Source organism: Pseudomonas sp., assembly GCF_030147005.1.
Classification (GTDB): domain Bacteria; phylum Pseudomonadota; class Gammaproteobacteria; order Pseudomonadales; family Pseudomonadaceae; genus Aquipseudomonas.
The window spans coordinates 35,764-59,371 of record NZ_JASLAW010000048.1 but is presented as its reverse complement, the minus strand read 5'-3'; the positions used below and the strand labels follow the sequence as shown (position 1 = coordinate 59,371).

At 59.0% G+C, this 23,608-nt stretch carries 30 protein-coding genes; 15 read left to right on the top strand and 15 right to left on the bottom strand.

The features are described from left to right. Positions 1-102 precede the first annotated feature (102 nt). Positions 103-312 (top strand): hypothetical protein, encoded by a 210-nt coding sequence (locus Q1V60_RS04400; RefSeq protein ID WP_300627741.1) that lies wholly within the window; start codon positions 103-105, stop codon positions 310-312. Positions 313-366: 54 nt separating this feature from the next. Here Q1V60_RS04400 and Q1V60_RS04395 read toward each other — a convergent pair whose 3' ends face one another. Continuing rightward, positions 367-951 (bottom strand): YajG family lipoprotein, encoded by a 585-nt coding sequence (locus Q1V60_RS04395; protein ID WP_300627735.1) that lies wholly within the window; start codon positions 949-951, stop codon positions 367-369. A gap of 182 nt (positions 952-1,133) precedes the next feature. Between Q1V60_RS04395 and Q1V60_RS04390 the strand changes: the two genes are divergently transcribed. Continuing rightward, entirely contained in the window at positions 1,134-1,367 is a 234-nt protein-coding gene (locus tag Q1V60_RS04390; RefSeq protein WP_300627732.1) for a hypothetical protein, read from the top strand. A gap of 701 nt (positions 1,368-2,068) precedes the next feature. After that, positions 2,069-3,604: a malate dehydrogenase (quinone) gene (mqo, locus tag Q1V60_RS04385; RefSeq protein WP_300627730.1), complete on the top strand. Its 1,536-nt coding sequence runs from the start codon at positions 2,069-2,071 to the stop codon at positions 3,602-3,604. 103 nt (positions 3,605-3,707) lie between these two features. Here the strand turns inward: mqo and Q1V60_RS04380 are convergent, their stop codons facing one another. The 3 genes from Q1V60_RS04380 to Q1V60_RS04370 all read right to left on the bottom strand — a co-directional run bounded on the left by Q1V60_RS04380 (position 3,708) and on the right by Q1V60_RS04370 (position 5,118). Beyond that, complete coding sequence (locus Q1V60_RS04380) at positions 3,708-3,995, bottom strand: PA4642 family protein (protein WP_300627728.1); 288 nt, start codon at positions 3,993-3,995, stop codon at positions 3,708-3,710. A 94-nt stretch (positions 3,996-4,089) separates the two neighbouring features. Further along, on the bottom strand, positions 4,090-4,557 hold the full coding sequence (locus Q1V60_RS04375; protein ID WP_300627726.1) for a WbuC family cupin fold metalloprotein: 468 nt from the start codon (positions 4,555-4,557) through the stop codon (positions 4,090-4,092). A gap of 3 nt (positions 4,558-4,560) precedes the next feature. Then, positions 4,561-5,118, bottom strand: a complete 558-nt coding sequence (locus Q1V60_RS04370) for a hypoxanthine-guanine phosphoribosyltransferase (RefSeq protein ID WP_300627723.1) — start codon at positions 5,116-5,118, stop codon at positions 4,561-4,563. Between the two features lie 163 nt (positions 5,119-5,281). Here Q1V60_RS04370 and upp point away from each other — a divergent pair, with 163 nt between their 5' ends. Further along, entirely contained in the window at positions 5,282-5,920 is a 639-nt protein-coding gene (upp, locus tag Q1V60_RS04365; RefSeq protein WP_003188608.1) for a uracil phosphoribosyltransferase, read from the top strand. A gap of 2 nt (positions 5,921-5,922) precedes the next feature. Beyond that, complete coding sequence (locus tag Q1V60_RS04360; protein WP_300627721.1) at positions 5,923-7,197, top strand: uracil-xanthine permease family protein; 1,275 nt, start codon at positions 5,923-5,925, stop codon at positions 7,195-7,197. 123 nt (positions 7,198-7,320) lie between these two features. On the opposite strand, the gene hisC is transcribed toward Q1V60_RS04360, so the two are convergent. From hisC to Q1V60_RS04310, 10 genes are all read right to left on the bottom strand, one after another. Then, complete coding sequence (hisC, locus tag Q1V60_RS04355; protein ID WP_300627719.1) at positions 7,321-8,373, bottom strand: histidinol-phosphate transaminase; 1,053 nt, start codon at positions 8,371-8,373, stop codon at positions 7,321-7,323. A 3-nt stretch (positions 8,374-8,376) separates the two neighbouring features. Continuing rightward, entirely contained in the window at positions 8,377-9,696 is a 1,320-nt protein-coding gene (hisD, locus tag Q1V60_RS04350; RefSeq protein ID WP_300627717.1) for a histidinol dehydrogenase, read from the bottom strand. A 127-nt stretch (positions 9,697-9,823) separates the two neighbouring features. Then, a complete protein-coding gene (gene hisG / locus Q1V60_RS04345) occupies positions 9,824-10,459 on the bottom strand; it encodes an ATP phosphoribosyltransferase (protein WP_003188599.1) in 636 nt (211 codons plus the stop codon). Between the two features lie 210 nt (positions 10,460-10,669). Continuing rightward, positions 10,670-11,935 (bottom strand): UDP-N-acetylglucosamine 1-carboxyvinyltransferase, encoded by a 1,266-nt coding sequence (gene murA / locus Q1V60_RS04340; protein ID WP_004372068.1) that lies wholly within the window; start codon positions 11,933-11,935, stop codon positions 10,670-10,672. Positions 11,936-11,958: 23 nt separating this feature from the next. Then, positions 11,959-12,198 carry a BolA family protein gene (locus Q1V60_RS04335; protein ID WP_065933743.1) on the bottom strand — a complete coding sequence of 80 codons (240 nt, stop codon included), beginning with the start codon at positions 12,196-12,198 and terminating at the stop codon, positions 11,959-11,961. A gap of 115 nt (positions 12,199-12,313) precedes the next feature. Continuing rightward, the gene (locus Q1V60_RS04330) at positions 12,314-12,619 is read right to left on the bottom strand and encodes an STAS domain-containing protein (protein WP_300627712.1); all 306 of its coding nucleotides are present in this window, start codon (positions 12,617-12,619) and stop codon (positions 12,314-12,316) included. Continuing rightward, the gene (locus Q1V60_RS04325) at positions 12,616-13,263 is read right to left on the bottom strand and encodes an ABC transporter substrate-binding protein (RefSeq protein WP_300627710.1); all 648 of its coding nucleotides are present in this window, start codon (positions 13,261-13,263) and stop codon (positions 12,616-12,618) included. Before Q1V60_RS04325 ends, Q1V60_RS04330 begins: the two co-directional genes overlap by 4 nt. A gap of 11 nt (positions 13,264-13,274) precedes the next feature. Next, complete coding sequence (gene mlaD / locus Q1V60_RS04320) at positions 13,275-13,742, bottom strand: outer membrane lipid asymmetry maintenance protein MlaD (protein WP_003171814.1); 468 nt, start codon at positions 13,740-13,742, stop codon at positions 13,275-13,277. Then, positions 13,742-14,539 (bottom strand): lipid asymmetry maintenance ABC transporter permease subunit MlaE, encoded by a 798-nt coding sequence (mlaE, locus tag Q1V60_RS04315; protein WP_057724578.1) that lies wholly within the window; start codon positions 14,537-14,539, stop codon positions 13,742-13,744. The genes mlaD and mlaE overlap by 1 nt, the downstream gene beginning before the upstream one ends. Next, complete coding sequence (locus tag Q1V60_RS04310; RefSeq protein ID WP_300627705.1) at positions 14,539-15,348, bottom strand: ATP-binding cassette domain-containing protein; 810 nt, start codon at positions 15,346-15,348, stop codon at positions 14,539-14,541. The genes mlaE and Q1V60_RS04310 overlap by 1 nt, the downstream gene beginning before the upstream one ends. Before the next feature lie 309 nt (positions 15,349-15,657). Between Q1V60_RS04310 and Q1V60_RS04305 the strand changes: the two genes are divergently transcribed. From Q1V60_RS04305 to Q1V60_RS04260, 10 genes are all read left to right on the top strand, one after another. Next, on the top strand, positions 15,658-16,632 hold the full coding sequence (locus Q1V60_RS04305; RefSeq protein ID WP_300627703.1) for a KpsF/GutQ family sugar-phosphate isomerase: 975 nt from the start codon (positions 15,658-15,660) through the stop codon (positions 16,630-16,632). Further along, positions 16,633-17,157 (top strand): HAD family hydrolase, encoded by a 525-nt coding sequence (locus Q1V60_RS04300; RefSeq protein WP_034118123.1) that lies wholly within the window; start codon positions 16,633-16,635, stop codon positions 17,155-17,157. Positions 17,158-17,165: 8 nt separating this feature from the next. Continuing rightward, entirely contained in the window at positions 17,166-17,738 is a 573-nt protein-coding gene (gene lptC, locus Q1V60_RS04295; RefSeq protein WP_300627699.1) for an LPS export ABC transporter periplasmic protein LptC, read from the top strand. Then, a complete protein-coding gene (gene lptA / locus Q1V60_RS04290) occupies positions 17,725-18,258 on the top strand; it encodes a lipopolysaccharide transport periplasmic protein LptA (protein WP_057701587.1) in 534 nt (177 codons plus the stop codon). The genes lptC and lptA overlap by 14 nt, the downstream gene beginning before the upstream one ends. Further along, positions 18,258-18,983 carry an LPS export ABC transporter ATP-binding protein gene (lptB, locus tag Q1V60_RS04285; protein WP_003171806.1) on the top strand — a complete coding sequence of 242 codons (726 nt, stop codon included), beginning with the start codon at positions 18,258-18,260 and terminating at the stop codon, positions 18,981-18,983. Before lptA ends, lptB begins: the two co-directional genes overlap by 1 nt. Before the next feature lie 184 nt (positions 18,984-19,167). After that, positions 19,168-20,661 (top strand): RNA polymerase factor sigma-54, encoded by a 1,494-nt coding sequence (locus tag Q1V60_RS04280; protein WP_300627694.1) that lies wholly within the window; start codon positions 19,168-19,170, stop codon positions 20,659-20,661. Positions 20,662-20,737: 76 nt separating this feature from the next. Then, complete coding sequence (gene raiA, locus Q1V60_RS04275; protein ID WP_057724572.1) at positions 20,738-21,043, top strand: ribosome-associated translation inhibitor RaiA; 306 nt, start codon at positions 20,738-20,740, stop codon at positions 21,041-21,043. A 10-nt stretch (positions 21,044-21,053) separates the two neighbouring features. Then, on the top strand, positions 21,054-21,518 hold the full coding sequence (gene ptsN / locus Q1V60_RS04270) for a PTS IIA-like nitrogen regulatory protein PtsN (RefSeq protein WP_300627692.1): 465 nt from the start codon (positions 21,054-21,056) through the stop codon (positions 21,516-21,518). A gap of 2 nt (positions 21,519-21,520) precedes the next feature. Beyond that, a complete protein-coding gene (rapZ, locus tag Q1V60_RS04265) occupies positions 21,521-22,378 on the top strand; it encodes an RNase adapter RapZ (protein WP_300627690.1) in 858 nt (285 codons plus the stop codon). 16 nt (positions 22,379-22,394) lie between these two features. After that, positions 22,395-22,667 (top strand): HPr family phosphocarrier protein, encoded by a 273-nt coding sequence (locus tag Q1V60_RS04260; protein WP_300627688.1) that lies wholly within the window; start codon positions 22,395-22,397, stop codon positions 22,665-22,667. Positions 22,668-22,697: 30 nt separating this feature from the next. Here Q1V60_RS04260 and Q1V60_RS04255 read toward each other — a convergent pair whose 3' ends face one another. Then, positions 22,698-23,591 carry a ZIP family metal transporter gene (locus Q1V60_RS04255; protein WP_300627686.1) on the bottom strand — a complete coding sequence of 298 codons (894 nt, stop codon included), beginning with the start codon at positions 23,589-23,591 and terminating at the stop codon, positions 22,698-22,700. Positions 23,592-23,608: the final 17 nt, after the last annotated feature.

Here is a 23,608-nt window from a genome sequence, read left to right as displayed (position 1 = left end):
GCTCCCTCCCCATTGGCGGCTAATGTATCCAGTGATTTACAGCGTCACCTGAACGTCACCTTAACAGGCCACTCTGTTGCCCTTCGACTTGAGGGACTTGTCATGTTGCATGCGCAAAACCAGGACCGGCTGTATCTGATCGCCCCAAGCGATGAACAGGAGGCATTGATCGGCAGCCTTGCGTTCAACGTCCAGGACCGCCACTGGCTGGTGTATTGCGCCCTCGCCGGACAGTCGCATGCCGACCTGCCGGAGCTGGATTTATTCACTGGCGTGAGCATGCTGGATTTTTATGTCGAGACAGCGGCATGAAGCGGCAGGCATAAAAAAACCGGGCTCGTGATGAGCCCGGTTTTTTTGAACAGCTTATTGCGAACTGAGCAACTGGCCGATGCTTGGGTCCTTGAACAGCCGGGTCAACGCATCGCTGAGCACGTCACTGACCAGCTTGGTGTTGGTTTCCTGGTTCGGCGACATGCCGAAGCGCTGGTTGAGGGAGGCGGCGTAACGGCCGCTGTAGCGGCGAGTACCGGCGCTGACGTCGGACTTGAAGGTTGCGCCGATGGAAGCTTCGGTCACATACAGGCCTTCCTTGGGCGACTGGTATTTCAGTTCGGCCAGGGTAACGGTCAGTTGCGGCGCGCCTGGCGAGCTGGTCGGAGTAAAGCCCAACAAGCGCACGGCGGCTTCAGCCTGGGCCTGCAGTTTGGGCAGCACGTCCTGGCCGGTCACTGAAATCAGTGCGGTTTCCGGGTACAGGCCGCCACGCGAGCCGAGGGTAGGTGACGGACGACCGTCCACCACACGCACCGACACCGGCTGGCCGTGGCCGACCGGGGCCAGCTGCGCAGTGACTTTAGGTTGCGGACTGAGTTGTTGCGGGCTGTTGGCGCAGCCAACCAAAGCCAAACTGGTCACAGTGATCAAACCGAACAACAGGCGTTGCAACATACTCATTTCTCCAGGACTAGGCGCAGACAGGCCGGCAGTATAACGGTGCACGAGCATCACTCACCAGCGATCCTGAACCCTGGCTGAAGGCATGAGCAAATTACAATTTCACATAAAAGCGTCATTCCAATGTCATGGCAGACTGACAACCTTCAAGCATGTAACGCAACCGGTACACAGCCATGCGCCTTCTCAAGTCACTGTTCTTGTCACATGCCCGCCATCGCCACTTCGCCCTGCTCGATGCCCACGGTCATTGCCTGGCGTTCAAGCAATGCAGCTTGCCGCCCGTCGGTGAAGGCTGGGTGGAAGTCGCGGAGACACACATGGGCTGGATGCACCGCCCGCTGCCGGCCAGTGCCAGGGTGAACCCTCAGTTTGTACGCGCACAATCGCGGCAAGCGTTGGCCTCCTGACCGGCACACTAATAAAAGTCATAAAACACGCCCATTTCCCTGGCGTTCTTCGCTACAATCTCCCCCCGATTATAAGGACGTCTCCTGATCGGGCCCCGCAGCATCGTTATTGCCTCGGCATTAACCTCCAAATTGCCCACAGAGAGCCGCCCACACAGATCGAGTGAAGCTGGCGTGCTTGCTGTTTCCTTTGCAAACCACCCGTCTTTTATCGAATCTGCCAGAGCTGCCATTGCGCTCGGCCACTTGAGTTTTTTGCCCGTTCCGCGGGCCAGGTGCCAAGCTGGGGCAGCCCTTTTTTGAGGTTCACGTCTTCAAAAGAGCGTGAAAAAACGGGTTTTCACAACTTCACAAGAGTGTGGCGAGCAAATGAATAGTTTGGCGTTTGTACAAGCACCATCAGCGTCTGGAACAGCCCAACACAGGACCGAGCACTCCTCAACAACCGGAGCTTGAGCCTGTCCGCTACGGATTGGTTGCACGAATCGTACGCTTTGACCATAAGTCGAATTGCCACAGGTGCCTATGAATGCGTTCATAAGCAGATAGCCGGGCAGGAAGCGTGCGCTGAAGTTGCAAAGAATTGCGAAACGGACATGGCGATCCTGGCCATGGGTAACCTGGGGCAACACGTGAACCGCCCCGTCACTCCTGGCAGCCATGCCGTCAATTTGGTGCTGCAGATTTTGGAGACGCGTTAAATGGCGCATAACGAAGCAGTCGACGTAGTTCTGGTAGGGGCCGGCATCATGAGTGCCACCCTGGCCGTACTGCTCAAAGAGCTCGACCCCGGCCTCAAGCTGGAAGTCGTTGAGCTGATGGATTCGGGTGCCGCGGAGAGTTCCAACCCGTGGAACAACGCCGGTACCGGCCATGCCGGGCTCTGTGAGCTGAACTACACGCCGCAGGCCGCCGATGGTTCCATCGACATCAAGAAAGCCGTGCACATCAACACCCAGTTCGAGGTGTCGAAGCAGTTCTGGGCGTACCTGACCAAAAAAGGCACCTTTGGCTCGTCCAAGTCGTTTATCAGCCCGGTGCCGCACTTGAGTTTTGTGCAGGGCGACAATGGCGTTGCCTTCCTCAGGAAGCGTTTTGAAACCCTCAGCCAGCACCATGCGTTTTCGGACATGCACTACACCGAAGACCGCAGCGAGATGGCCGAGTGGATGCCATTGATGATGCCAGGCCGCCCGCTCGACGAAAAAATCGCCGCGACCCGCGTGATGAATGGTACTGACGTCAACTTCGGCGCCCTGACCAACCAGTTGCTCAACCATCTGACCAGCTCGGCGGACGCCCAGGTCAAGTACTGCAAGCGCGTCACCGGCCTCAAGCGCAATGGCGCGGGCTGGACGGTCAGCATCAAGGACGTCAACAGCGGCAACAGCCGCGAAGTGGATGCCAAGTTCGTGTTCCTCGGCGCCGGCGGTGCGGCACTGCCGCTGCTGCAGGCTTCGGGCATCGAAGAAAGCAAAGGCTTCGGCGGCTTCCCGGTCAGCGGCCAGTGGCTGCGTTGCGATAACCCGGAAGTGGTCAAGCAGCACCAGGCCAAGGTTTATAGCCAGGCCGCCGTGGGTTCGCCCCCGATGTCCGTACCGCATTTGGACACCCGCGTGGTGGACGGCAAGAAGTCCCTGCTGTTCGGGCCATACGCCGGGTTCACCACCAAGTTCCTCAAGCACGGCTCGTTCCTTGACCTGCCGATGTCGATTCGTGCCGGCAACATCGGCCCGATGCTCGCTGTGGCGCGCGACAACATGGACCTGACTAAATACCTGGTCAGCGAAGTGCGCCAGTCCATGGAGCAGCGCCTGGAATCCCTGCGCCGCTTCTACCCTGAGGCGAAAGCCGAAGACTGGCGCCTGGAAGTGGCCGGCCAGCGGGTACAGATCATCAAGAAAGACCCGAAGAAAGGCGGTGTGCTGCAATTCGGCACCGAATTGGTTGCCGCAAAGGATGGTTCGCTGGCGGCGCTGCTGGGTGCCTCACCGGGCGCTTCGGTGACGGTGTCGATCATGCTGGAGCTGATCGAGCGCTGCTTCCCGCAGAAAGCTCAGGGCGAATGGGCGACCAAGTTGCACGAGATCTTCCCGGCACGCGAAAAAGTGCTGGAGACTGATGCTGAGCTGTATCGCAAGATCAATACGCAGAACAACATCAGCCTGGAACTGGTAGATGCAGGAGCGAGCTCGCTCGCGGAAAACGATAACGATAACGCAGCGCATCTGGTTTGACGCGGCGCTCTCGAGTTCTTCGCGAGCAAGCTCGCTGCAGCAGTTAAAAGCAAAACGCCCCGGGCTCTTATGAGGCCGGGGCGTTTTTTCATGGCTTGGATAATCAGCCGCGAGCGTCGTCGATCAACTCGATGTACTCGGCGGCATTGCGCTGGTCCTTGATCAGGTCGACAAAGGTCTGACCATGTTCATCTTTGCCATCCAGGTCCAGACCGGCTTCCTTGAAGAACCCCAGGAAGCGCTGGAAGTCGTCGATACGCAGGCCGCGATAGGCTTTGATCAGTTTGTGCAGGGATGGGGAAGTAGCATCGACCGGCTCGAAGTCCAGAAACAATTTGATCTGCTCGTCGCCAATCTCGTCACCGATCACCTGTTTTTTATCTTTACGCATTACCGACTCCAGCCTGCAGACATGTACACGGGGTTTGAAGTCTACCTGCGGGGCGCAGGCTTGTGTAGGCGCCACAGGCGCAAGGGCTTGCAGCTCAATCGAACTGGGCGAGCATCCAGCGCTGGTAGTCAGCCACACCCGCATCGCCTTCACGCGGCGCCCAATCGGCCAGTTCACCCTCGCCCACCGGCCGATAGGGCCCGGCCTTGCACTCGAACATCATCGTGTCGGGCTCCAGCACGACCAGGCCATGGAAAACACCTGGCGGCAGGTCGACGCCCGCGCACTCGCCTCCCGCCTGCATGACGCGCTTGGCGATGACTTCACCGGTGTCGGTAAATATCAGCAAACCCAGCCGCCCCTGGAGCACCAGCAAGGTTTCCGCCTTGTCCGCGCTCAGATGGCGATGCGGTGGCACATAGGTACTCGGTTGCAGGGCCACGGCGAGGCGATGACAGGGCTCTTCCATCTGGTGGAAGTTGTGATGATGACGGCCACGGGGGCTGTCGCCCGCTTTCTCGGCCAACTCTGCAAATAAGGTCTGATCAAGAAAACGGGCCATCGATTACATTCCTTTAACAGCGTAGATGCCATTGGCGTTGCGCCAGTAGCCCTTGTAGTCCATGCCATAACCGAAGATATAGCGGTCGATGCAGGGCAGCCCGACAAAATCGGCTTTCAGCTCAGGCCGAGCCTTGCGGTCGTGGTCTTTGTCGATCAGCACGGCGGTGTGCACTTTACGCGCGCCGGCATGTTTGCAGAAGTCGATGATCGCGCCCAGGGTGTGCCCTTCGTCGAGGATGTCATCGATGATCAGCACGTCACGGTCGATAAACGAAACTTCCGGCTTGGCCTTCCAGAACAGATCGCCGCCACTGGTTTCATTGCGATAACGGGTGGCGTGCAAATAAGAAGCTTCCAGCGGGAATTGCAGGTAGGTGAGCAATTTACCGGCGAAGATCAGGCCACCGTTCATCACGCAGAAGACCACCGGATTGGTGTCGGCCATTTCGCGGGTGATGTGCGCGCCGACCTTGGCGATCGCTGCTTCGACTTGCGCTTCGGTGTACAGGCAGTCAGCCTCGTGCATGATTTGACGGATATGCTCGAGATCAGCGGACATGGCGCTCTCCAGGGGGTGCTGTGGCAAGAAAAGCGGGCGAAGGTACGCTTCTCGTGCGCTCCAATCAAGCCTTTATGGAATAACGTACTCAATGTCTATAGGACAACACCCTCGGATAGATTAATCTAGGCCGGTTTTTTTGCCCGCCGCCGGAGCCTTTCCCATGCCCACTCGCGAGATCCGCCACCCGCTGATCCGACACAAACTCGGCCTTATGCGCCGTGCCGACATTAGCACGAAGAATTTCCGTGAGCTTGCTCAGGAAGTCGGAGCGCTGCTCACTTACGAAGCCACCAAGGATTTACCCCTGGAGACCTACGAGATCCCCGGTTGGGCCGGTCCCGTACAAGTCGAGAAAATCGCCGGTAAAAAAATTACCGTCGTACCTATCCTGCGCGCCGGTATCGGCATGCTCGAAGGCGTGCTGAGCCTGATCCCGGGCGCCAAGGTCAGCGCCGTGGGCGTCGCCCGCAATGAAGAAACCTTGCAGGCCCACACCTACCTGGAAAAACTCGTTCCGGAAATCAACGAACGCCTGGCCATGATCATCGACCCGATGCTCGCCACCGGCAGCTCCATGGTCGCCACTATCGACCTGTTGAAAAAAGCCGGCTGCCGCGACATCCGCGCCATGGTGCTGGTTGCCGCCCCTGAAGGCATCGCCGCCGTCGAGAAAGCGCACCCTGACGTACAGATCTACACCGCCTCCATCGACGAGCGCCTGAATGAACACGGCTACATCATCCCGGGTCTGGGCGATGCCGGTGACAAGATCTTCGGCACCAAGCAGAAGGACGCGTGAGCATGCAGGATGAATTCAACGACCCGCTTTGGCGCCAGATCCTGTCTGGCGCACAAATGCTCTTTGTAGCATTTGGCGCGCTGGTGTTGATGCCGCTGATCACAGGCCTTGATCCAAACGTCGCACTGTTCACCGCCGGCCTTGGCACGCTGCTGTTCCAGGTGGTGACAGGGCGGCAGGTGCCGGTGTTCCTGGCATCGAGCTTTGCGTTCATCACCCCGATCATTCTCGCCAAGGGCCAATTCGGCCTGGCAGCGACCATGGGCGGGGTAATGGCGGCGGGCTTCGTCTATACGTTCCTGGGCCTTGCCGTGAAAATCAAAGGCACCGGTTTTATCGACCGTCTGCTGCCGCCGGTGGTGATCGGCCCGGTGATCATTTCCATCGGCCTGGCCATGGCGCCGATTGCCGCCAATATGGCTATGGGCAAGTCCGGCGACGGCGCCGAGTTGATCCACTACCAGACAGCGATGCTGATCTCCATGCCCGCGCTGCTGACCACTTTGATCGTGGCGGTGTTCGGCAAGGGCATCTTCCGCCTGGTGCCGATCATTTCCGGCGTGCTGGTGGGGTTTGCCATGTCGTTCTACTTTGGCGTCGTCGACACGGCGAAGATCGCCGCCGCGCCGTGGTTCGCCCTGCCCCACTTCACCGCGCCGGAATTCAACTGGCAGGCGATCCTGTTTATCGTCCCGGTGGCCCTGGCCCCTGCGATCGAACATATCGGTGGCGTGATTGCGGTAGGCAGCGTGACCGGTCGCGACTACCTGAAGAAGCCCGGCCTGCACCGCACGTTGTTCGGTGACGGGATTGCCACGACGGCCGCCGGCCTGCTTGGCGGCCCGCCCAACACCACCTACGCCGAAGTGACAGGCGCGGTGATGCTGACCAAGAACTACAACCCGAAAATCATGACCTGGGCTGCGGTGTTTGCCATCACCCTGGCGTTTATCGGCAAGTTCGGCGCGCTGCTGCAAAGCATTCCGGTGCCGGTGATGGGCGGGATTTTGTGCCTGCTGTTCGGCTCGATTGCGGCAGTGGGGATGAATACGCTGATTCGCCACAAGATCGACCTGGGTGAAGCGCGCAATCTGGTGATTGTGTCGGTGACGCTCGTGTTCGGGATTGGCGGTGTACTGGTGGGCACCGGCACCGGCCCGGACGATTTCGGCCTCAAGGGCATCGCCCTGTGTGCCGTGGTAGCGATTGGTTTGAACCTGCTGCTGCCAGGCAATGACGGCTGGAAGAACAAGAAGCCGGATGAACCGCTGCTCTAACTTACGCCGCAAAGCAATGCGGGAGCGGGCTTGCTCGCGAAAGCGGTGCATCAATCACATACGTGTTGGATGACACTCTGCTTTCCCGAGCAAGCCCGCTCCCGCATTTCTTCCTTTAATAGCTTAGAGCTCGCCAAGGCCGTCAATCAGCGCTTGGTTCTGCTCAGGCGTGCCAACGCTGATCCTCAGGAACTGGGCGATCCGCTCCTGCTTGAAGTGCCGCACGATCACCCCTTGCTCACGCAACTTGGCCGCCAGGCCCGCTGCGTCGTGCTGGGGGTGGCGGGCGAAGATGAAGTTGGCTGCCGACGGCAGCACGTCAAAGCCCTTCCCCTGCAACTGCGCAACCATCTTCTCGCGGCTGTCGATCACCAACCGGCACGTCTTCTCAAAATACTCACGGTCATCAAACGCGGCGGCTGCACCAGCGATCGCCAGCCTGTCCAGCGGGTAGGAATTGAAGCTGTTCTTGACCCGCTCCAGCGCCTCGATCAGGTCCGGATGACCCACCGCCAACCCGACACGCAACCCGGCCAGTGAGCGTGATTTGGAGAGGGTCTGGGTGACGAGCAGGTTCGGGTAACGGTCCACCAGGCTGATAGCCGTTTCGCCGCCGAAGTCGATATAGGCTTCATCGACCACCACCACCGAGTCCGGGCTGGCCTTGAGGATCTGCTCCACGGCGTCCAGCGCCAGCACGCAGCCGGTCGGCGCGTTAGGGTTGGGGAAGATAATCCCGCCGTTGGGCCGCGCATAGTCAGCCACGCGAATCTGGAACTGGTCGTCCAATGGCACGGCGTCGAATGTAATGCCATAGAGACCGCAGTACACCGGATAGAAGCTGTAGCTGATATCCGGGAACAGCAGCGGCAGGTCATGTTGGAACAAGCCGTGGAAGATGTGCGCCAGGACTTCATCGGAACCGTTGCCGAGAAATACTTTCCCCGTATCGATCCCGTAATAGCTGGCCACGGCCTGCTTGAGCAGGTCGCTGTTGGGGTCCGGGTACAACCGCAAGTTGTCGTTCAGTTCGGCCTGCATCGCAGCCAGTGCCTTGGGCGATGGGCCGTAGGGATTTTCGTTGGTGTTGAGCTTGACCAGCTTGGTCAGCTTCGGCTGTTCACCGGGCACGTAAGGCACGAGATCCTTGACGAAAGGGCTCCAGAATTTACTCATGCCTCATTTCCCCTCTTCAAGGATGCGGTATTCAGCACTGCGCGCGTGGGCGCTCAGCGACTCGCCACGGGCCAGCACCGAAGCGGTTTTGCCCAGTTCGGACGCGCCCTGGGGCGAACAGAAGATGATCGACGAACGTTTCTGGAAGTCATACACCCCCAGCGGCGACGAAAAACGTGCGGTGCCGGAGGTCGGCAGCACGTGGTTCGGGCCTGCACAGTAGTCGCCCAGGGCCTCACTGGTGTGGCGGCCCATAAAGATCGCACCGGCGTGACGGATCGACGGCAACCAGGCTTGTGGGTCTGCTACGGACAGCTCAAGGTGCTCCGGCGCGATACGATTGGCGACTTCGATGGCTTGTTGCATGTCACTCACCAGAATCAGTGCGCCACGGCCATTGATCGATTTCTCGATGATCTCGGCGCGCTCCATGGTGGGCAACAGCTTATTGATGCTGGCGGCAACCTGATCGAGGAACGCGGCGTCGGGGCTGACCAAGATCGCTTGGGCGTCTTCGTCGTGCTCGGCCTGGGAAAACAGGTCCATGGCGATCCAGTCCGGATCGGTCTGGCCGTCACACACCACGAGGATTTCCGAGGGTCCGGCGATCATGTCGATACCCACCTGGCCAAACACATGGCGCTTGGCGGTGGCGACATAGATATTGCCCGGCCCCACCACTTTGTCGACCTTCGGTACGCTTTCGGTGCCATAGGCCAACGCGGCAACCGCTTGCGCGCCACCGATGGTGAATACCCGGTCGACCCCGGCGATGCAGGCGGCAGCCAGCACCAGCTCGTTGATTTCGCCACGCGGGGTCGGCACGACCATGACCACCTCGGTCACGCCCGCCACTTTGGCCGGGATCGCGTTCATCAACACCGACGACGGGTACGAAGCTTTGCCGCCCGGTACATACAGGCCGGCGCGGTCCAGCGGCGTGACTTTCTGGCCCAGTACGGTGCCGTCGGCCTCGGTGTAGCTCCAGGAATCCTGTTTCTGTTTTTCGTGATAGCTGCGCACCCGCGCCGCCGCCACTTCCAGGGCTTCACGCTGGGGCGCGGTGATACGCGTCAGGGCCAGTTCCAGGCGTTCACGGGGCAGAATCAGGTCCGCCATGGACTTGACGTCCAGGCCGTCGAACTGGCGGGTGAAATCCACCAGCGCCGCATCCCCGCGCTCGCGCACAGCTTTAATGATATCCAGCACACGCTGGTTGACCGAGTCGTCGGACACGCTGTCCCAGCTCAGCAGATGATCCAGATGATGGGCGAAATCCGGGTCGGCAGCGTTGAGTCGGGCAATTGCAGTGGACGTGGTCATAGCGAGGGCCTCAATAGAATTGGCGAAAACTCAGGCGCCCTAAACTACCGTTCGCTCCGCTTGGGCACCTGAGAATTCTGGCTATGAGGCGGATAGACGGGCGCAGCCTTTCAGCTACGCGGGTGAGTCAACCGCGGTGTCGAGACTCCACTGCCTTGCGCAGGGTGTCGATCAACGCCTGAATACGGGCGTGCTGCATCTTCATCGACGCTTTGTTGACGATCAGGCGCGAGCTGATGTCGGCAATGAAGTCCTGCGGTTCCAACCCGTTGGCGCGCAGGGTGTTGCCAGTGTCGACCACGTCGATGATCTTGTCGGCCAGGCCAATCAGCGGCGCCAGCTCCATCGAGCCGTAGAGCTTGATGATATCGACCTGACGGCCTTGTTCGGCGTAGTAACGCTTGGCAACGTTGACAAACTTGGTCGCCACCCGCAGGCGGCCTTTGGGCTCCACATCGCCGACACGGCCGGCGGTCATCAGTTTGCACAGCGCGATACGCAGGTCCAGTGGCTCGTAGAGGCCCTGGCCACCGTATTCCATCAGTACGTCCTTGCCGGCGACACCCAGGTCGGCGGCGCCATGTTCAACATAGGTCGGCACGTCGGTGGCCCGCACGATCAGCAGGCGCACGTCGTCCTGGGTCGTGGGGATGATCAGCTTGCGGCTCTTGTCCGGATTCTCGGTCGGCACGATGCCCGCTTCAGCCAGAAGCGGCAACGTGTCGTCAAGGATGCGGCCCTTGGACAGTGCGATGGTCAACATGGGAAATGTCAGTCCTTCATCAGGCTATTGCTGCCCGGTCGCAAACGGCGCCAGACACAGATCGAGGCCCTTACAGCCTCGATTTGAAACAAACCATTTAACAGCAAATTGTGGCGAGGGAGCTTGCTCCCGCTCGGCTGCGTAGCAGTCCCGCTCTTGGGGGCTGCTTTGCGACCCAGCGGGAGCAAGCTCCCTCGCCACAAACAGGCACTAGCCCGGAACGCGGCGGATTTTAGCGCCGAGCATCTGCAGCTTTTCTTCGATGCACTCGTAGCCACGGTCTATGTGGTAGATGCGATCGATTAAGGTATCGCCGTCGGCGCACAGTGCCGAGATTACCAGGCTGGCGGAAGCACGCAGGTCGGTAGCCATCACTGGCGCGCCCTTGAGCTTGTCGATGCCGGTGACGATGGCGGTGTTGCCCTCGACCTGGATCTTGGCGCCCATGCGGTGCAATTCATACACGTGCATGAAGCGGTTTTCGAAGATGGTCTCGATCACGGCGCCGGTACCTTCAGCAATCGCGTTCAAGGAAATGAACTGCGCCTGCATGTCGGTCGGGAAGGCCGGGTAAGGAGCAGTACGCACGTTGACGGCTTTTGGCCGCTTGCCGTGCATGTTCAGCTCGATCCAGTCTTCACCGGTAGTGATTTCAGCCCCGGCTTCCTTGAGTTTTTCCAGGACGGCTTCGAGGATGGTCGGATCGGTGTCCTTGACCTTTACTCGGCCACCGGTAACGGCGGCGGCGACCAGGTAGGTGCCGGTCTCGATACGGTCCGGCATCACTTTATAAGTGGCCGAGTGCAGGCGCTTCACACCGTCGATGGTGATGGTGTCGGTGCCGGCACCGCTGATGTTGGCGCCCATGGCAATCAGGAAGTTGGCCAGGTCGACCACTTCCGGCTCGCGCGCGGCGTTTTGCAGGACGCTGCGGCCATTGGCCAGGGCAGCGGCCATCATGATGTTCTCGGTACCGGTAACGCTCACGGTATCAAAGAAGAAGTTCGCGCCACGCAAGCCACCTTCCGGCGCCTTGGCCTTGATGTAGCCGCCTTCGACGTCAATGACCGCGCCCATGGCTTCAAGGCCACGGATGTGCAGATCGACCGGACGCGAACCAATGGCGCAACCGCCAGGCAGGGCCACTTCGGCTTCACCGAAACGGGCGACCATTGGGCCGAGAACCAGAATCGACGCACGCATGGTTTTCACCAGTTCGTACGGGGCGATCAGGGTCTTGATGGTGCGTGGGTCGATTTCGACAGACAGCTTCTCGTCGATCACCGGCTCGATGCCCATGCGACCGAACAGTTCGATCATGGTGGTGATGTCGTGCAGGTGCGGCAGGTTGGCCACGGTGACAGGACCGTCGCACAGCAGGGTCGCTGCCAGGATCGGCAAGGCGGAGTTTTTCGCACCGGAAATGCGGATCTCGCCATCAAGGCGGGCACCGCCGGTAATAATCAATTTATCCATAAGAATCTCGACGCCTTGGGGGCTCAGGTGCGCTCGGCCCAGGCCGCGCGGCTGAAAAATTTCATAGTGACCGCATGGATGCTGCCATCGGTGATCCATGGGTTCAAATGGGCATAGATCTGCTGCTGACGCTTGACCGGGCTCAAAGCCGCCAGTTCATCGCTAATCACGTTCAGCTGGAAATTGCAGCCTTCGCCTTCAACTTCTACAGCCGTTTCAGGCAGCTTTCCTTCAAGGAAGCTCTTAACTTCTAGGGCCTGCATGCTCAACCTCTATCGGCGCCCAGTGCGCACGGGTCGGACATCATACAAAAAAGCCCCGCGCCTGCGAACCCCGCATAGCAGGACTCTGACGGGGGGCCTCTCTGATAAATGTGTATTAAGGATGTGCCAACAGCTCGGTCAGGCCGGAAACCTCGGCAATCTCGCGCATGTCTTCAGGCAACGCACGGATACTGACCGGCTTTTTTGCTGCTTCGGCATCGCGCATAAAGCACAGCAACAACGACAGACCGACGCTGCTGGACTTGGTCACCGCCGAGCAATCAAGCACCAGCGCAGGCGCAGCGCTGGCCTTGATCAGCGCCTGGCCCTGCTTGCGCAGGTCAGGCCCGGTGCGGTAATCCAGCACGCCGCTGAGGAACAGCTCGCCGGCATCGCCGATACGAACAGCCGACTCGGTCATTGTGCTGACTTCCCGGCTTCCTTGTCGGAAGTTTCCTTGGCCTTGGCCACTTCGCCGGCCCAACCGTTAATGGTCTTGTCCAGGTCGTTGCCATTGCGCTGCATCGCGTCGGCGAACTGGTCACGGAACAGCTTGCCGATATTGATGCCGTTGATGATCACGTTGCGCAGTTTCCACTCGCCTTTGACCTTCTCCAGCGTGTACTGCACAGGGTACACGGCGCCATTGTTGCCTTTGACGCTCATGTTGACGCTGGTGCGATCACCCGATTCATCACCGGCCGGAGCGACGGTAATGCCCTGGTTGTTGTACTCAAGCAAGGCGTTGCCGTAGAACTGGAACAGGCCACGCTTGAAGTTCTCCTGAAAGCGCTGCATCTGCTCAGGTGTAGCCTTGCGCGAATACTTGACGGTCATGATGCTGCGGGAGATGCCTTCGGCATCCACCACCGGACCGACAATGGTATTGAGCGCGTTGTAGAACTGGCTCGGGTCTTGTTTGTACTTTTCCTTGTTGGCAGACAGGTCAGCCAACATTTTGTTGGTGGTGTCCTGCACCAGTTCGTGTGCAGAACCGGCTGCGTTGGCCATCAACGGCAGCGCTGCAAGCAGAACCAGGAGGCCACGTCGCAGGGTAGAGATCATGAACAGATTCCTCATTTGGCGTCTTTATTGACCGTGTTGAGCAGGAATTTACCGATCAGGTCTTCAAGTACCAACGACGACTGTGTGTCGTGGATTGTCGAACCATCCTTGAGCAGGGCTGTTTCCCCGCCCACGCTGACACCGATGTACTTCTCGCCCAGCAGACCCGCAGTGAGGATAGATGCCGTGGAGTCAGTCGGCAGATTATCTACCTTCTTGTCCAGTTGCATCGTTACTCGCCCGGTGAAGCTGTCGCGATCCAGATCGATTGCCGTGACCTTGCCAATGGTCACACCGGCCATGGTCACTTTAGCTCTGACCGTCAAACCAGCGATATTGTCGAAGTAGGCGTAAAGTTTATAAGTGTCGGCGGTGGGGCTGGCCGACAGGCCACTGACCCGCAGAGCAAGCAACAGTAAAGCCAGGATGCCAGCCAGCAAGAAAAGGCCGACACCGATTTCCACAGTGCGGTTTTGCATCAGAAATCTCCAAACATCAAGGCGGTCAAAATGAAGTCAAGGCCCAGTACCGCCAGCGAGGCGTACACAACGGTCTTGGTGGTGGCGCGACTGATCCCTTCTGAAGTGGGCTCACAGTCATAGCCTTGGAATACGGCAATCCAGGTCACTACAAAGGCGAAGACAATGCTCTTTATGATGCCGTTGAGCACATCGCCCGTGAAGGTCACGCTGTTTTGCATGTTGGCCCAGTAGGAACCGTCATAGACTCCCAACCAGTCCACCGCCACCCACGAACCGCCCCAGATCCCGACCACGCTGAAAATCATCGCCAGCAGCGGAAGGGAAATAAAGCCGGCCCACAGGCGCGGGGCAACAATGTACTTGAGCGGGTCCACGCCGATCATTTCCAGGCTGGACAGCTGCTCGGTGGACTTCATGTTACCGATTTCGGCGGTCAGCGCCGAACCGGCACGCCCGGCGAACAACAACGCGGTAACCACCGGTCCCAATTCACGCAACAGGGTCAAGGCAACCATCTGCCCTACCGCCTGCTCGGAACCGTAGCTGGACAGAATGTTGAAGCCCTGCAGCGCCAGCACCATGCCAATGAACACGCCGGAGACCACGATGATCACCAGAGACATCACGCCGACCGCATGCAGTTGCTTGAGCAGCAAGCCAAAGCCGCCACCGATGCCGCCGCGGCCGAGCAAGGCGTGAAACAGGAAAATAGTCGAACGACCCAGGACTTCGACAATGTCGATGCCCGAGCGACCAAAAAGGCGAACCTTTTCGATAATGGATGTTTTGCGCATCAGCGCTTCCCCAGAAGATCTGAGCGGTAGTCCGCTGCCGGAAAGTGAAAAGGCACCGGGCCATCGGGATCGCCGGTCATGAATTGGCGAATGCGCGGGTTATCGGCGTTCATCAATTCTTCAGGCGTACCCTGCCCCAGCACCTGACCATCACCTACTACATAGAGGTAGTCAGCGATGCTCGCGGTTTCGGCCAGGTCGTGAGACACCACGATGCTGGTGATCCCCAATGCGTCGTTGAGCAGGCGAATCAGGCGCACCAATACGCCCATGGCGATTGGGTCCTGGCCCACGAAAGGCTCGTCATACATGAGAATCTGCGGATCGAGGGCGATGGCTCGCGCCAGGGCGACACGGCGCTTCATGCCGCCGGACAATTCGTCAGGCATCAGGTCGATGGCCCCGCGAAGCCCTACGGCCTGCAGCTTCAGCAACACGATGTCACGAATCATCTCATCGGACAGCTGGGTGTGCACCCGCAACGGGAACGCGACGTTCTCGAAGACATCGAGGTCGGTAAACAGCGCGCCGCTTTGGAAGAGCACTCCCATGTGCTTGCGCGCATCGAACAGATCACTGCGCGACAGTGTCGGCAGATTCTGGCCGTTGACCCACACTTCGCCGGCAGTGGGGCGCAATTGCATGCCCATCAGGCGCAACAAGGTGGTCTTGCCGCAACCGGAAGGCCCCATGATGCCCGTGACCTTTCCGCGAGGAATGCGAATATCGACGTTATTGAAGATGCTGCGCGTACCGCGCTTGAAGGAAAGGCCCTTCAGCTCGACCGCGTAGGCGTTATCGGCACTCATCTAATCTCCTTGGGATGCAGCCTTTCACTCAGACACCATGTATGCAGCTTTCGTTTGCAAAGGATGCGCAATAGTTTGCGCCATGGGTTGGGCTGACCGAACTGGCCGCGGACTATATCACTGCTCATGCAGAGCCCCCAAGGCCGGAAGAGCGCTTGTTCAGATTCAAGACAGTGAAAAAACGTTGCCAGCGATGTTATCGAGATGAATCCGAAAGGCCTTAAGAATAAAGCCTGACGAACTTGCGTGAGGGAATTGATCATTACCGCTATAATCGCCGACTTTTCGTCAGGCTATACGATTTCAGACATGAGCCAATCCAGCGACCTTATCCAATCCGCACAACGCACCATCCGCCTCGAGCTGGAAGCCGTAGAAGGTTTACTGGCGCATATCGACGCAGATTTCGTACGCGCCTGCGAGATGATTCTGGCCAGCAAGGGCCGCGTTGTCGTGGTGGGCATGGGCAAGTCGGGCCACGTCGGCAACAAGATCGCCGCTACGCTGGCAAGCACCGGAACCACGGCGTTTTTCGTGCACCCGGCCGAAGCCAGCCATGGTGACATGGGCATGATCACCAAGGATGACGTGATACTGGCACTGTCCAACTCCGGCACCACCAACGAAATCGTGACCCTGCTGCCGCTGATCAAGCGCCTGGGCATCAAGATGATCAGCGTCACAGGTAACCCGGAATCGACACTGGCCAAGGCCGCCGAAGTGAACTTGAACGTTCACGTAGCCCACGAAGCTTGCCCGCTGAACCTGGCACCCACTTCCTCCACTACTGCGGCATTGGTCATGGGCGACGCCTTGGCGGTGGCATTGCTGGAAGCCCGCGGGTTTACGGCTGAAGATTTCGCGTTTTCGCACCCCGGTGGTGCACTGGGCCGTCGCTTGCTGCTAAAAGTGGAACACGTCATGCATGCAGGCGATGAATTGCCCCACGTACAACGCGGCACCTTGCTTAAGGACGCGCTGATGGAAATGACCCGCAAGGGCCTGGGCATGACCGTGATCCTGGAAGCCGACGGGCGACTCGCTGGCGTGTTCACCGACGGCGACTTGCGTCGCACCCTGGACCGTACCATCGACATCCATACCGCAACCATTGATGCTGTGATGACGCCCCACGGCAAGACCGCTCGCCCCGAGATGCTTGCAGCCGAGGCTCTGAAGATCATGGAAGACCACAAGATCGGCGCGCTGGTGGTGGTCGATGACACTGACCGCCCGATTGGCGCCCTGAACATGCACGACTTGTTGCGTGCAGGAGTGATGTAAATGACCAGCGACCTGTTGCAACGCGGTAAAAACATCAAGTTGGCGATATTCGACGTAGATGGCGTGCTCACCGACGGCCGCCTGTACTTTCTCGAAGACGGCAGCGAATTCAAGACTTTCAACACGCTAGACGGCCAGGGCATCAAGATGTTGATGGCCGCAGGCGTGCAAACAGCGATTATCAGTGGTCGAAAGACACCGGTTGTGGAACGCCGCGCACAAAACCTGGGGATTCCTCACCTGTATCAGGGCCGCGAGGATAAACTGGTCGTGCTTGACGAGCTGCTTGGCCAACTCAACCTAAGCTATGAACAGGTCGCCTATCTGGGTGACGACCTGCCTGACCTGCCGGTGATTCGCCGGGTGGGCCTTGGCATGGCGGTCGCCAATGCCGCAGCGTTTGTGCGTGAACACGCCCATGGCATTACCACCGCCCGCGGCGGCGAGGGTGCCGCCCGCGAGTTCTGCGAGTTGATCCTGCGTGCCCAGGGCAGTCTTGAAGCGGCCCACGCCGCCTACTTATAGAGCCTTATATGCTGAGCAAAAAGATTCGCAACTTCCTGTTATTCGGGGTCATCGCTGCGCTGTTTCTTGCGGTGGGCTACTGGAATATCAGCCCGGAGCGCTTTCTCGACAAACCTGTCGTGCAGGTTGATGAAAGCGTCATCGACAATTTTGCCACCAACACCCACACCGTGCAGTTCCTGCCCGACGGCAAGGTGCAGTACGTGCTGGCCTCCGACAAGGTCGAGCGGTTGAAAGCCTCGGAAGTCAGCCTGCTGACCAATCCGGACTTGAACCTCTACCGTGGCACCGAACTGCCGTGGCATGTCACCAGCCTGCGTGGCGAGGTCAATCCGGACGGCACCGAAATCGAACTGATCGACTCGGTGCGCGTCGCACGTACAGACGCGCAGAACCGCGACACCATCATTACCAGCAGTCGCATGACGGTATTCCCACAACAGCAATATGCGCAGACCGAGCAAGACGTTAGAATCGACGGCGCTGGCGGTGTATCGACTGGCAAGGGAATGAAAGCGTATTTGAAAGAAAGCAGGATACACCTGCTATCGAACGTAAGAGGACAGTATGAGGCTCGTTAAAACCCTCCCTATTTTGCTCGGTCTGGGCGCAGCACTGGGAAGCGTGAGCGCCTGGGCTCTGCCGAACGATAGCCAGCAACCGATCCACATCTCGGCTGACGATGCGCAGCTGGATGACAAGCAAGGTGTCGCGACCTACACCGGTGGCGTGATCATCACCCAGGGCTCGATGAAGATCACCGGCAACACGGTGACCCTGACGCGCACCCAGGCCGGCGATATCGATGTCGTGACTTCAGTGGGCAACCTGGCCTACTTCGAGCAGAAGCAAAAGGCAGAAGATCCTGGCCCGATGAAAGGCTACGGCAAGACCATCCAGTATCATGCCCAGCAGAATCGCATCGTACTGATTGACCAGGCCAAGGTGCTGAGTGCCGACGGTAACTCTACCGAAGGCGAGAAGATCGTCTACAACACCAAAACCCAGGTCGCCCAGGCGGGTCGCGCCAATGGCAACAAGGTTACCGCGCCTCGTCCACGTATCGACATGGTCATCCAGCCGAAGAAGAAGGCCGAGTAATGGCAACCCTGAAAGCCCAGCATCTGGCCAAAGCCTATAAAAGCCGTCAGGTGGTACGCGACGTCAGCCTGTCGATCGACAGTGGCCAGATTGTCGGTTTGCTCGGCCCCAACGGCGCCGGCAAGACCACCTGCTTCTATATGATCGTCGGGCTGGTCCAGGCGGACCAGGGGCGCGTATTGATCGACGACCTGGACGTCAGCCATCAGCCGATGCACGGTCGTGCGCGCGCAGGTATCGGCTATCTTCCGCAAGAGGCGTCGATCTTCCGTAAACTGTCGGTAGCCGACAACATCATGGCCATCCTCGAAACCCGCAAGGAACTCGACCGCGACGGCCGCCGCAAAGAACTGGAAAGCCTGCTGCAGGAATTCCACATCAACCACATTCGTGACAACCTCGGCATGAGCCTGTCCGGTGGCGAGCGTCGCCGTGTGGAGATCGCCCGCGCCCTGGCGACCGCCCCCAAATTCATCCTGTTGGACGAACCGTTTGCCGGCGTTGACCCGATCTCGGTCGGCGATATCAAACAGATCATTCATCACCTCAAGGCGAAGGGAATTGGTGTATTGATCACCGACCACAACGTCCGTGAGACCCTCGATATCTGCGAAACCGCCTACATCGTTAACGATGGGCAATTGATCGCAGAAGGTGATTCGGCGACGATCCTGGCCAACGAACTGGTGAAAGAAGTTTATCTGGGTCACGAGTTCCGCCTGTAAGCACGGTGATACCGGGCCATTCGCGAGAGCGCGAGCGAGTCAATAGAAACCTCAGCTTTTTTATTGTTACCGCGCTCTAGGCAAAGGCACCGATATCAGGCATATAATTTGCTTATGTTTGGCGCTCGCGCGCCCTGTCGTGGATGGCGCATTGCGCCGGCGAATAAGGTGTTAAGCCCCTGCCATGAAACCATCGCTAGTCCTGAGAATGGGCCAGCAGCTGACGATGACACCGCAGCTGCAACAGGCCATCCGCCTGCTCCAATTGTCGACCCTGGACCTGCAACAGGAAATCCAGGAGGCCCTGGAGTCCAATCCGATGCTCGAACGCCAGGAAGAAGGCGACGACTTCGACAATACCGACCCTTTGGCCGACAACATCGAGCAAAAGCCCAATCCCGACGTACAGGAACCGTCCTACCAGGAAACCGCGCCTACGGTGGATAACCTCGAGGACGGCGAATGGAACGAACGCATTCCCAACGAGCTTCCCGTGGACACCGCATGGGAAGACGTCTATCAGACCAGCGCCAGCAGCCTGCCCAGCAATGATGATGACGAATGGGATTTCACCACCCGTACATCTGTCGGCGAGAGCCTGCAGAGTCATTTGCTGTGGCAACTGAACCTGGCGCCGATGTCCGACACCGATCGCTTGATCGCCGTCACCCTGATCGACTGCATCAATAACCAGGGCTATCTGGACGAGACGCTCGAAGAAATTCTTGAAGCCTTCGACCCCGAGCTGGATATCGAGCTGGACGAGATCGAAGCCGTCCTGCACCGTATCCAGCAATTCGAGCCCGCCGGTATCGGGGCCCGTACGCTCAGCGAGTGCCTGTTGCTGCAACTGCGCCAGCTACCGGCCAAGACACCCTGGCTCGCTGAAGCCAAGCGCCTGGTCAGCGACTACATCGACCTGCTGGGCAGCCGCGATTACAGCCAGCTGATGCGTCGCATGAAGCTCAAGGAAGACGACCTGCGCCAGGTGATCGAGCTGGTTCAGAGCCTCAACCCGCGCCCAGGCTCGCAGATCGAATCCAGCGAAGCCGAATATGTCGTGCCCGATGTGATCGTGCGCAAGGACAACGAGCGCTGGCTGGTGGAGCTGAACCAGGAATCGGTGCCGCGTCTGCGGGTCAATCCGCAATATGCCGGTTTCGTGCGCCGTGCCGATACCAGCGCCGACAACACCTTCATGCGCAACCAGTTGCAGGAAGCGCGCTGGTTCATCAAGAGCCTGCAAAGCCGCAACGAAACCCTGATGAAAGTCGCCACCCAGATCGTCGAGCACCAGCGCGGCTTCCTGGAATATGGCGATGAAGCAATGAAGCCGTTGGTACTGCACGACATCGCCGAGGCGGTCGGCATGCACGAATCGACGATTTCACGGGTGACCACGCAAAAATTCATGCATACCCCACGGGGTATTTATGAGCTGAAATACTTTTTCTCCAGCCATGTAAGCACCTCCGAAGGCGGCGAATGCTCGTCCACGGCGATCCGCGCGATCATCAAAAAACTGGTTGCCGCGGAAAATCAGAAAAAGCCGTTGAGTGACAGCAAGATCGCTGGTTTACTGGAGGCACAAGGCATTCAGGTCGCCCGTCGAACCGTCGCCAAGTACCGCGAGTCCCTCGGGATCGCGCCTTCCAGCGAGCGTAAGCGTTTGATGTGACGGGCGGGGCATAGCGTTCCAGTGGCAGGCGCCTTTCGCCTGCCGCTTTATGCACTGGCAACGAAGGAGAAGCTGTATGCAAGTCAACATCAGTGGACACCACGTAGAAGTCACCCCTCCAATGCGCGAATATGTCGAGCAGAAGCTGAAGAAGCTTGAAGGGCATTTCGACAAGATCACCAACGTGCAGGTCATCATGAAGGTCGATAAGCTTCAGCAGAAAATTGAAGCGACCCTGCAGATACCCGGTGGCGAAGTGGTTGCTAATGCCGAGCATGAAGACATGTATGCATCGATCGACTTGCTCACCGACAAGCTTGACCGCCAACTCAAAAAGCATAAGGAAAAGAATCTGCACCTGATGCAAGGTACAGGTCGTTAACTCTCCCCCCATGATCCGACTTGAAACCATCCTGACCCCCGGCCGTTCCCTCGTGAACGTGCCGGGCGGCAGCAAGAAGAAAGCCCTCGAACAAATTGCCAACCTGATCAGCAGCCAAGTGCCTGAGCTGGAGATGCAAGATGTCTTCGAGGCCCTGATTGCCCGTGAAAAACTTGGCTCGACCGGTTTTGGCAACGGCATCGCCATCCCACACTGCCGCCTCAAAGGCTGCGAAACACCGGTCAGCGCTCTGCTGCACCTGGACCACCCCATCGATTTCGATGCCATCGACGGCGTTCCGGTCGACCTGCTGTTCGTTCTGCTGGTCCCGCAAGCCGCCACCGATGCGCACCTGGAACTGCTCCGGCAGATCGCCAGCATGCTCGACCGCAAGGAAGTGCGTGATAAATTGCGCAGCGCCAGCAGTAACGAGGCGCTGTATCAGGTCGTCCTGGATGAACAAAGCGGGCAGTAATCATGCGTTTGATCATCGTCAGCGGCCGTTCCGGCTCGGGTAAGAGCACTGCCCTCAATGTGCTTGAAGACAGCGGATTCTATTGCATCGACAACCTGCCTGCCGGGCTGCTGCCCGAATTGGCGGAGCGCGCGCTGATTCACACCGAACTGCCGCAACCGTTGGTCGCCGTGTCGATCGACGCCCGCAACCTGCCCAGCCACCTCTCGCGGTTCCCCGAATTGCTTGAGGAGGTGCGCGCCAAGCATATTCATTGCGACGTGTTGTACCTGGACGCCGACGAAGAAACCCTGCTCAAACGGTTCTCCGAAACCCGTCGACGCCACCCGCTCAGCAGTGCCAACCGTTCCCTGGCAGAAGCCATTGAGGACGAGACCAAACTGCTGGGGCCGATCATCGATCTGGCCGACCTGAAGATCAACACCACCAACCTGAACCTGTATCAGCTGCGCGACGCGATCAAGCTACGATTGCTGAACCAGCCGGAGCCTGGCACGGCGTTTCTGGTCGAGTCGTTTGGTTTCAAGCGTGGCATGCCGGTGGACGCCGATCTGGTGTTCGACGTGCGCTGCCTGCCCAACCCCTATTGGAAACCGGAGTTGCGCGATCAGTCCGGACTCGATCAACCCGTGATCGACTACCTGGCGGCACAACCGGACGTGGAAGAGATGTTTCAGGATATCTCCACCTACCTGCTCAAATGGTTGCCGCGCTTTGCCGCGAGCAATCGCGCCTATGTCACCATTGCCGTCGGCTGCACCGGGGGCCACCACCGCTCCGTCTACCTGACGGAACGACTTGGCCAGGTGCTGCAACAAACCCTCAAGAATGTCCAGGTTCGCCACCGCGACCTAAGCTGAAAGGAACAACACTGCGATGCCGGCTCGGGAAATTGAAATCATCAACAAGCTGGGCTTGCACGCCCGCGCTTCAGCCAAGTTTGTCGGTGTCGCTGGGCGGTTCCCCTGCCAGATCCGCGCCGGGCGCACTCCGGAGTCGATGGTCGACGGTAAAAGCATCATGGCGATGATGATGCTTGCCGCAGGCAAGGGCACAAAAATCCATCTGAAAACCGAGGGTGAACAAGAGCAGGAAGCGATGGACGCACTGGTCGCGTTGATCAATAACTACTTCGAAGAGGGTGAATAACCTCAACCTGTAGAAGCTAGCGCGCTCCTGCTATCCCAACGCCGTATCCATCACCATCATCAAGCAAAACCCGATGCACAACCCCAGGCTGGCGAGCTTGTCGTGACCGTTTCGGCGTGACTCAGGGATGACCTCGTGGGTCACCACCAACAGCATAGCGCCAGCAGCCAGCGCCAGCCCCAAGGGCAACAGCAATTCGGCAAGGCTCACCAACCAGGCGCATAGCACTGCAAATACCGGCTCTACCAACCCGGACGCAGCGCCGATCAGAAACGCCTTGATTCGCGACATCCCCGCACCCGCCAGTACCAGCGCAATCACCAGGCCTTCCGGTACATCCTGCAGGGCAATGCCCATGGCAAGGCTGTCGGCATCCGCCATACCGCCGCCGGCAGAAACCCCCACGGCCATGCCTTCCGGAATGTTGTGGGCAATGATGGCAAATACAAAAAGCCAGATGCGCGGCGGGATGACCGGCATATCCGGCGTGCCCACCAGCATTTCCGGGCTGGCGCCTGAGACCTTGCGGTCTACAAGATACAGCCCGAATGCCCCCAGCATGATGCCAAAGCTGATCAAGCCACCGGCACCCCATGGCGAGAGCCCCAGGCTTTCCGCTGCGGCGATACCGGGCACGACGAGCGAAAAAGCGGTCGCCGCCAGCATGACTCCCGCGCCGAAACCCAGCAGGGTATCGCTCAACGCCGCCGGCATCCGGCGAATCACCAGCACCGGCACCGCGCCCAACGCAGTGCCGAGTGCGCAGATTGCCCCGCCCTGCAGCGCACGCAAGATGCGCGGCTCCAGGTCGAGCCAAGCCAGGCCATGAGCCACCAGTAACGCCGTACCGACTAATAGAAGCAGGGAGCCAAACGCGTAGCGAAATAATCGCACGCTGCTAATCGCCAGTGTTTCAGTGCCCATAGTCGGCCTTAGATCTT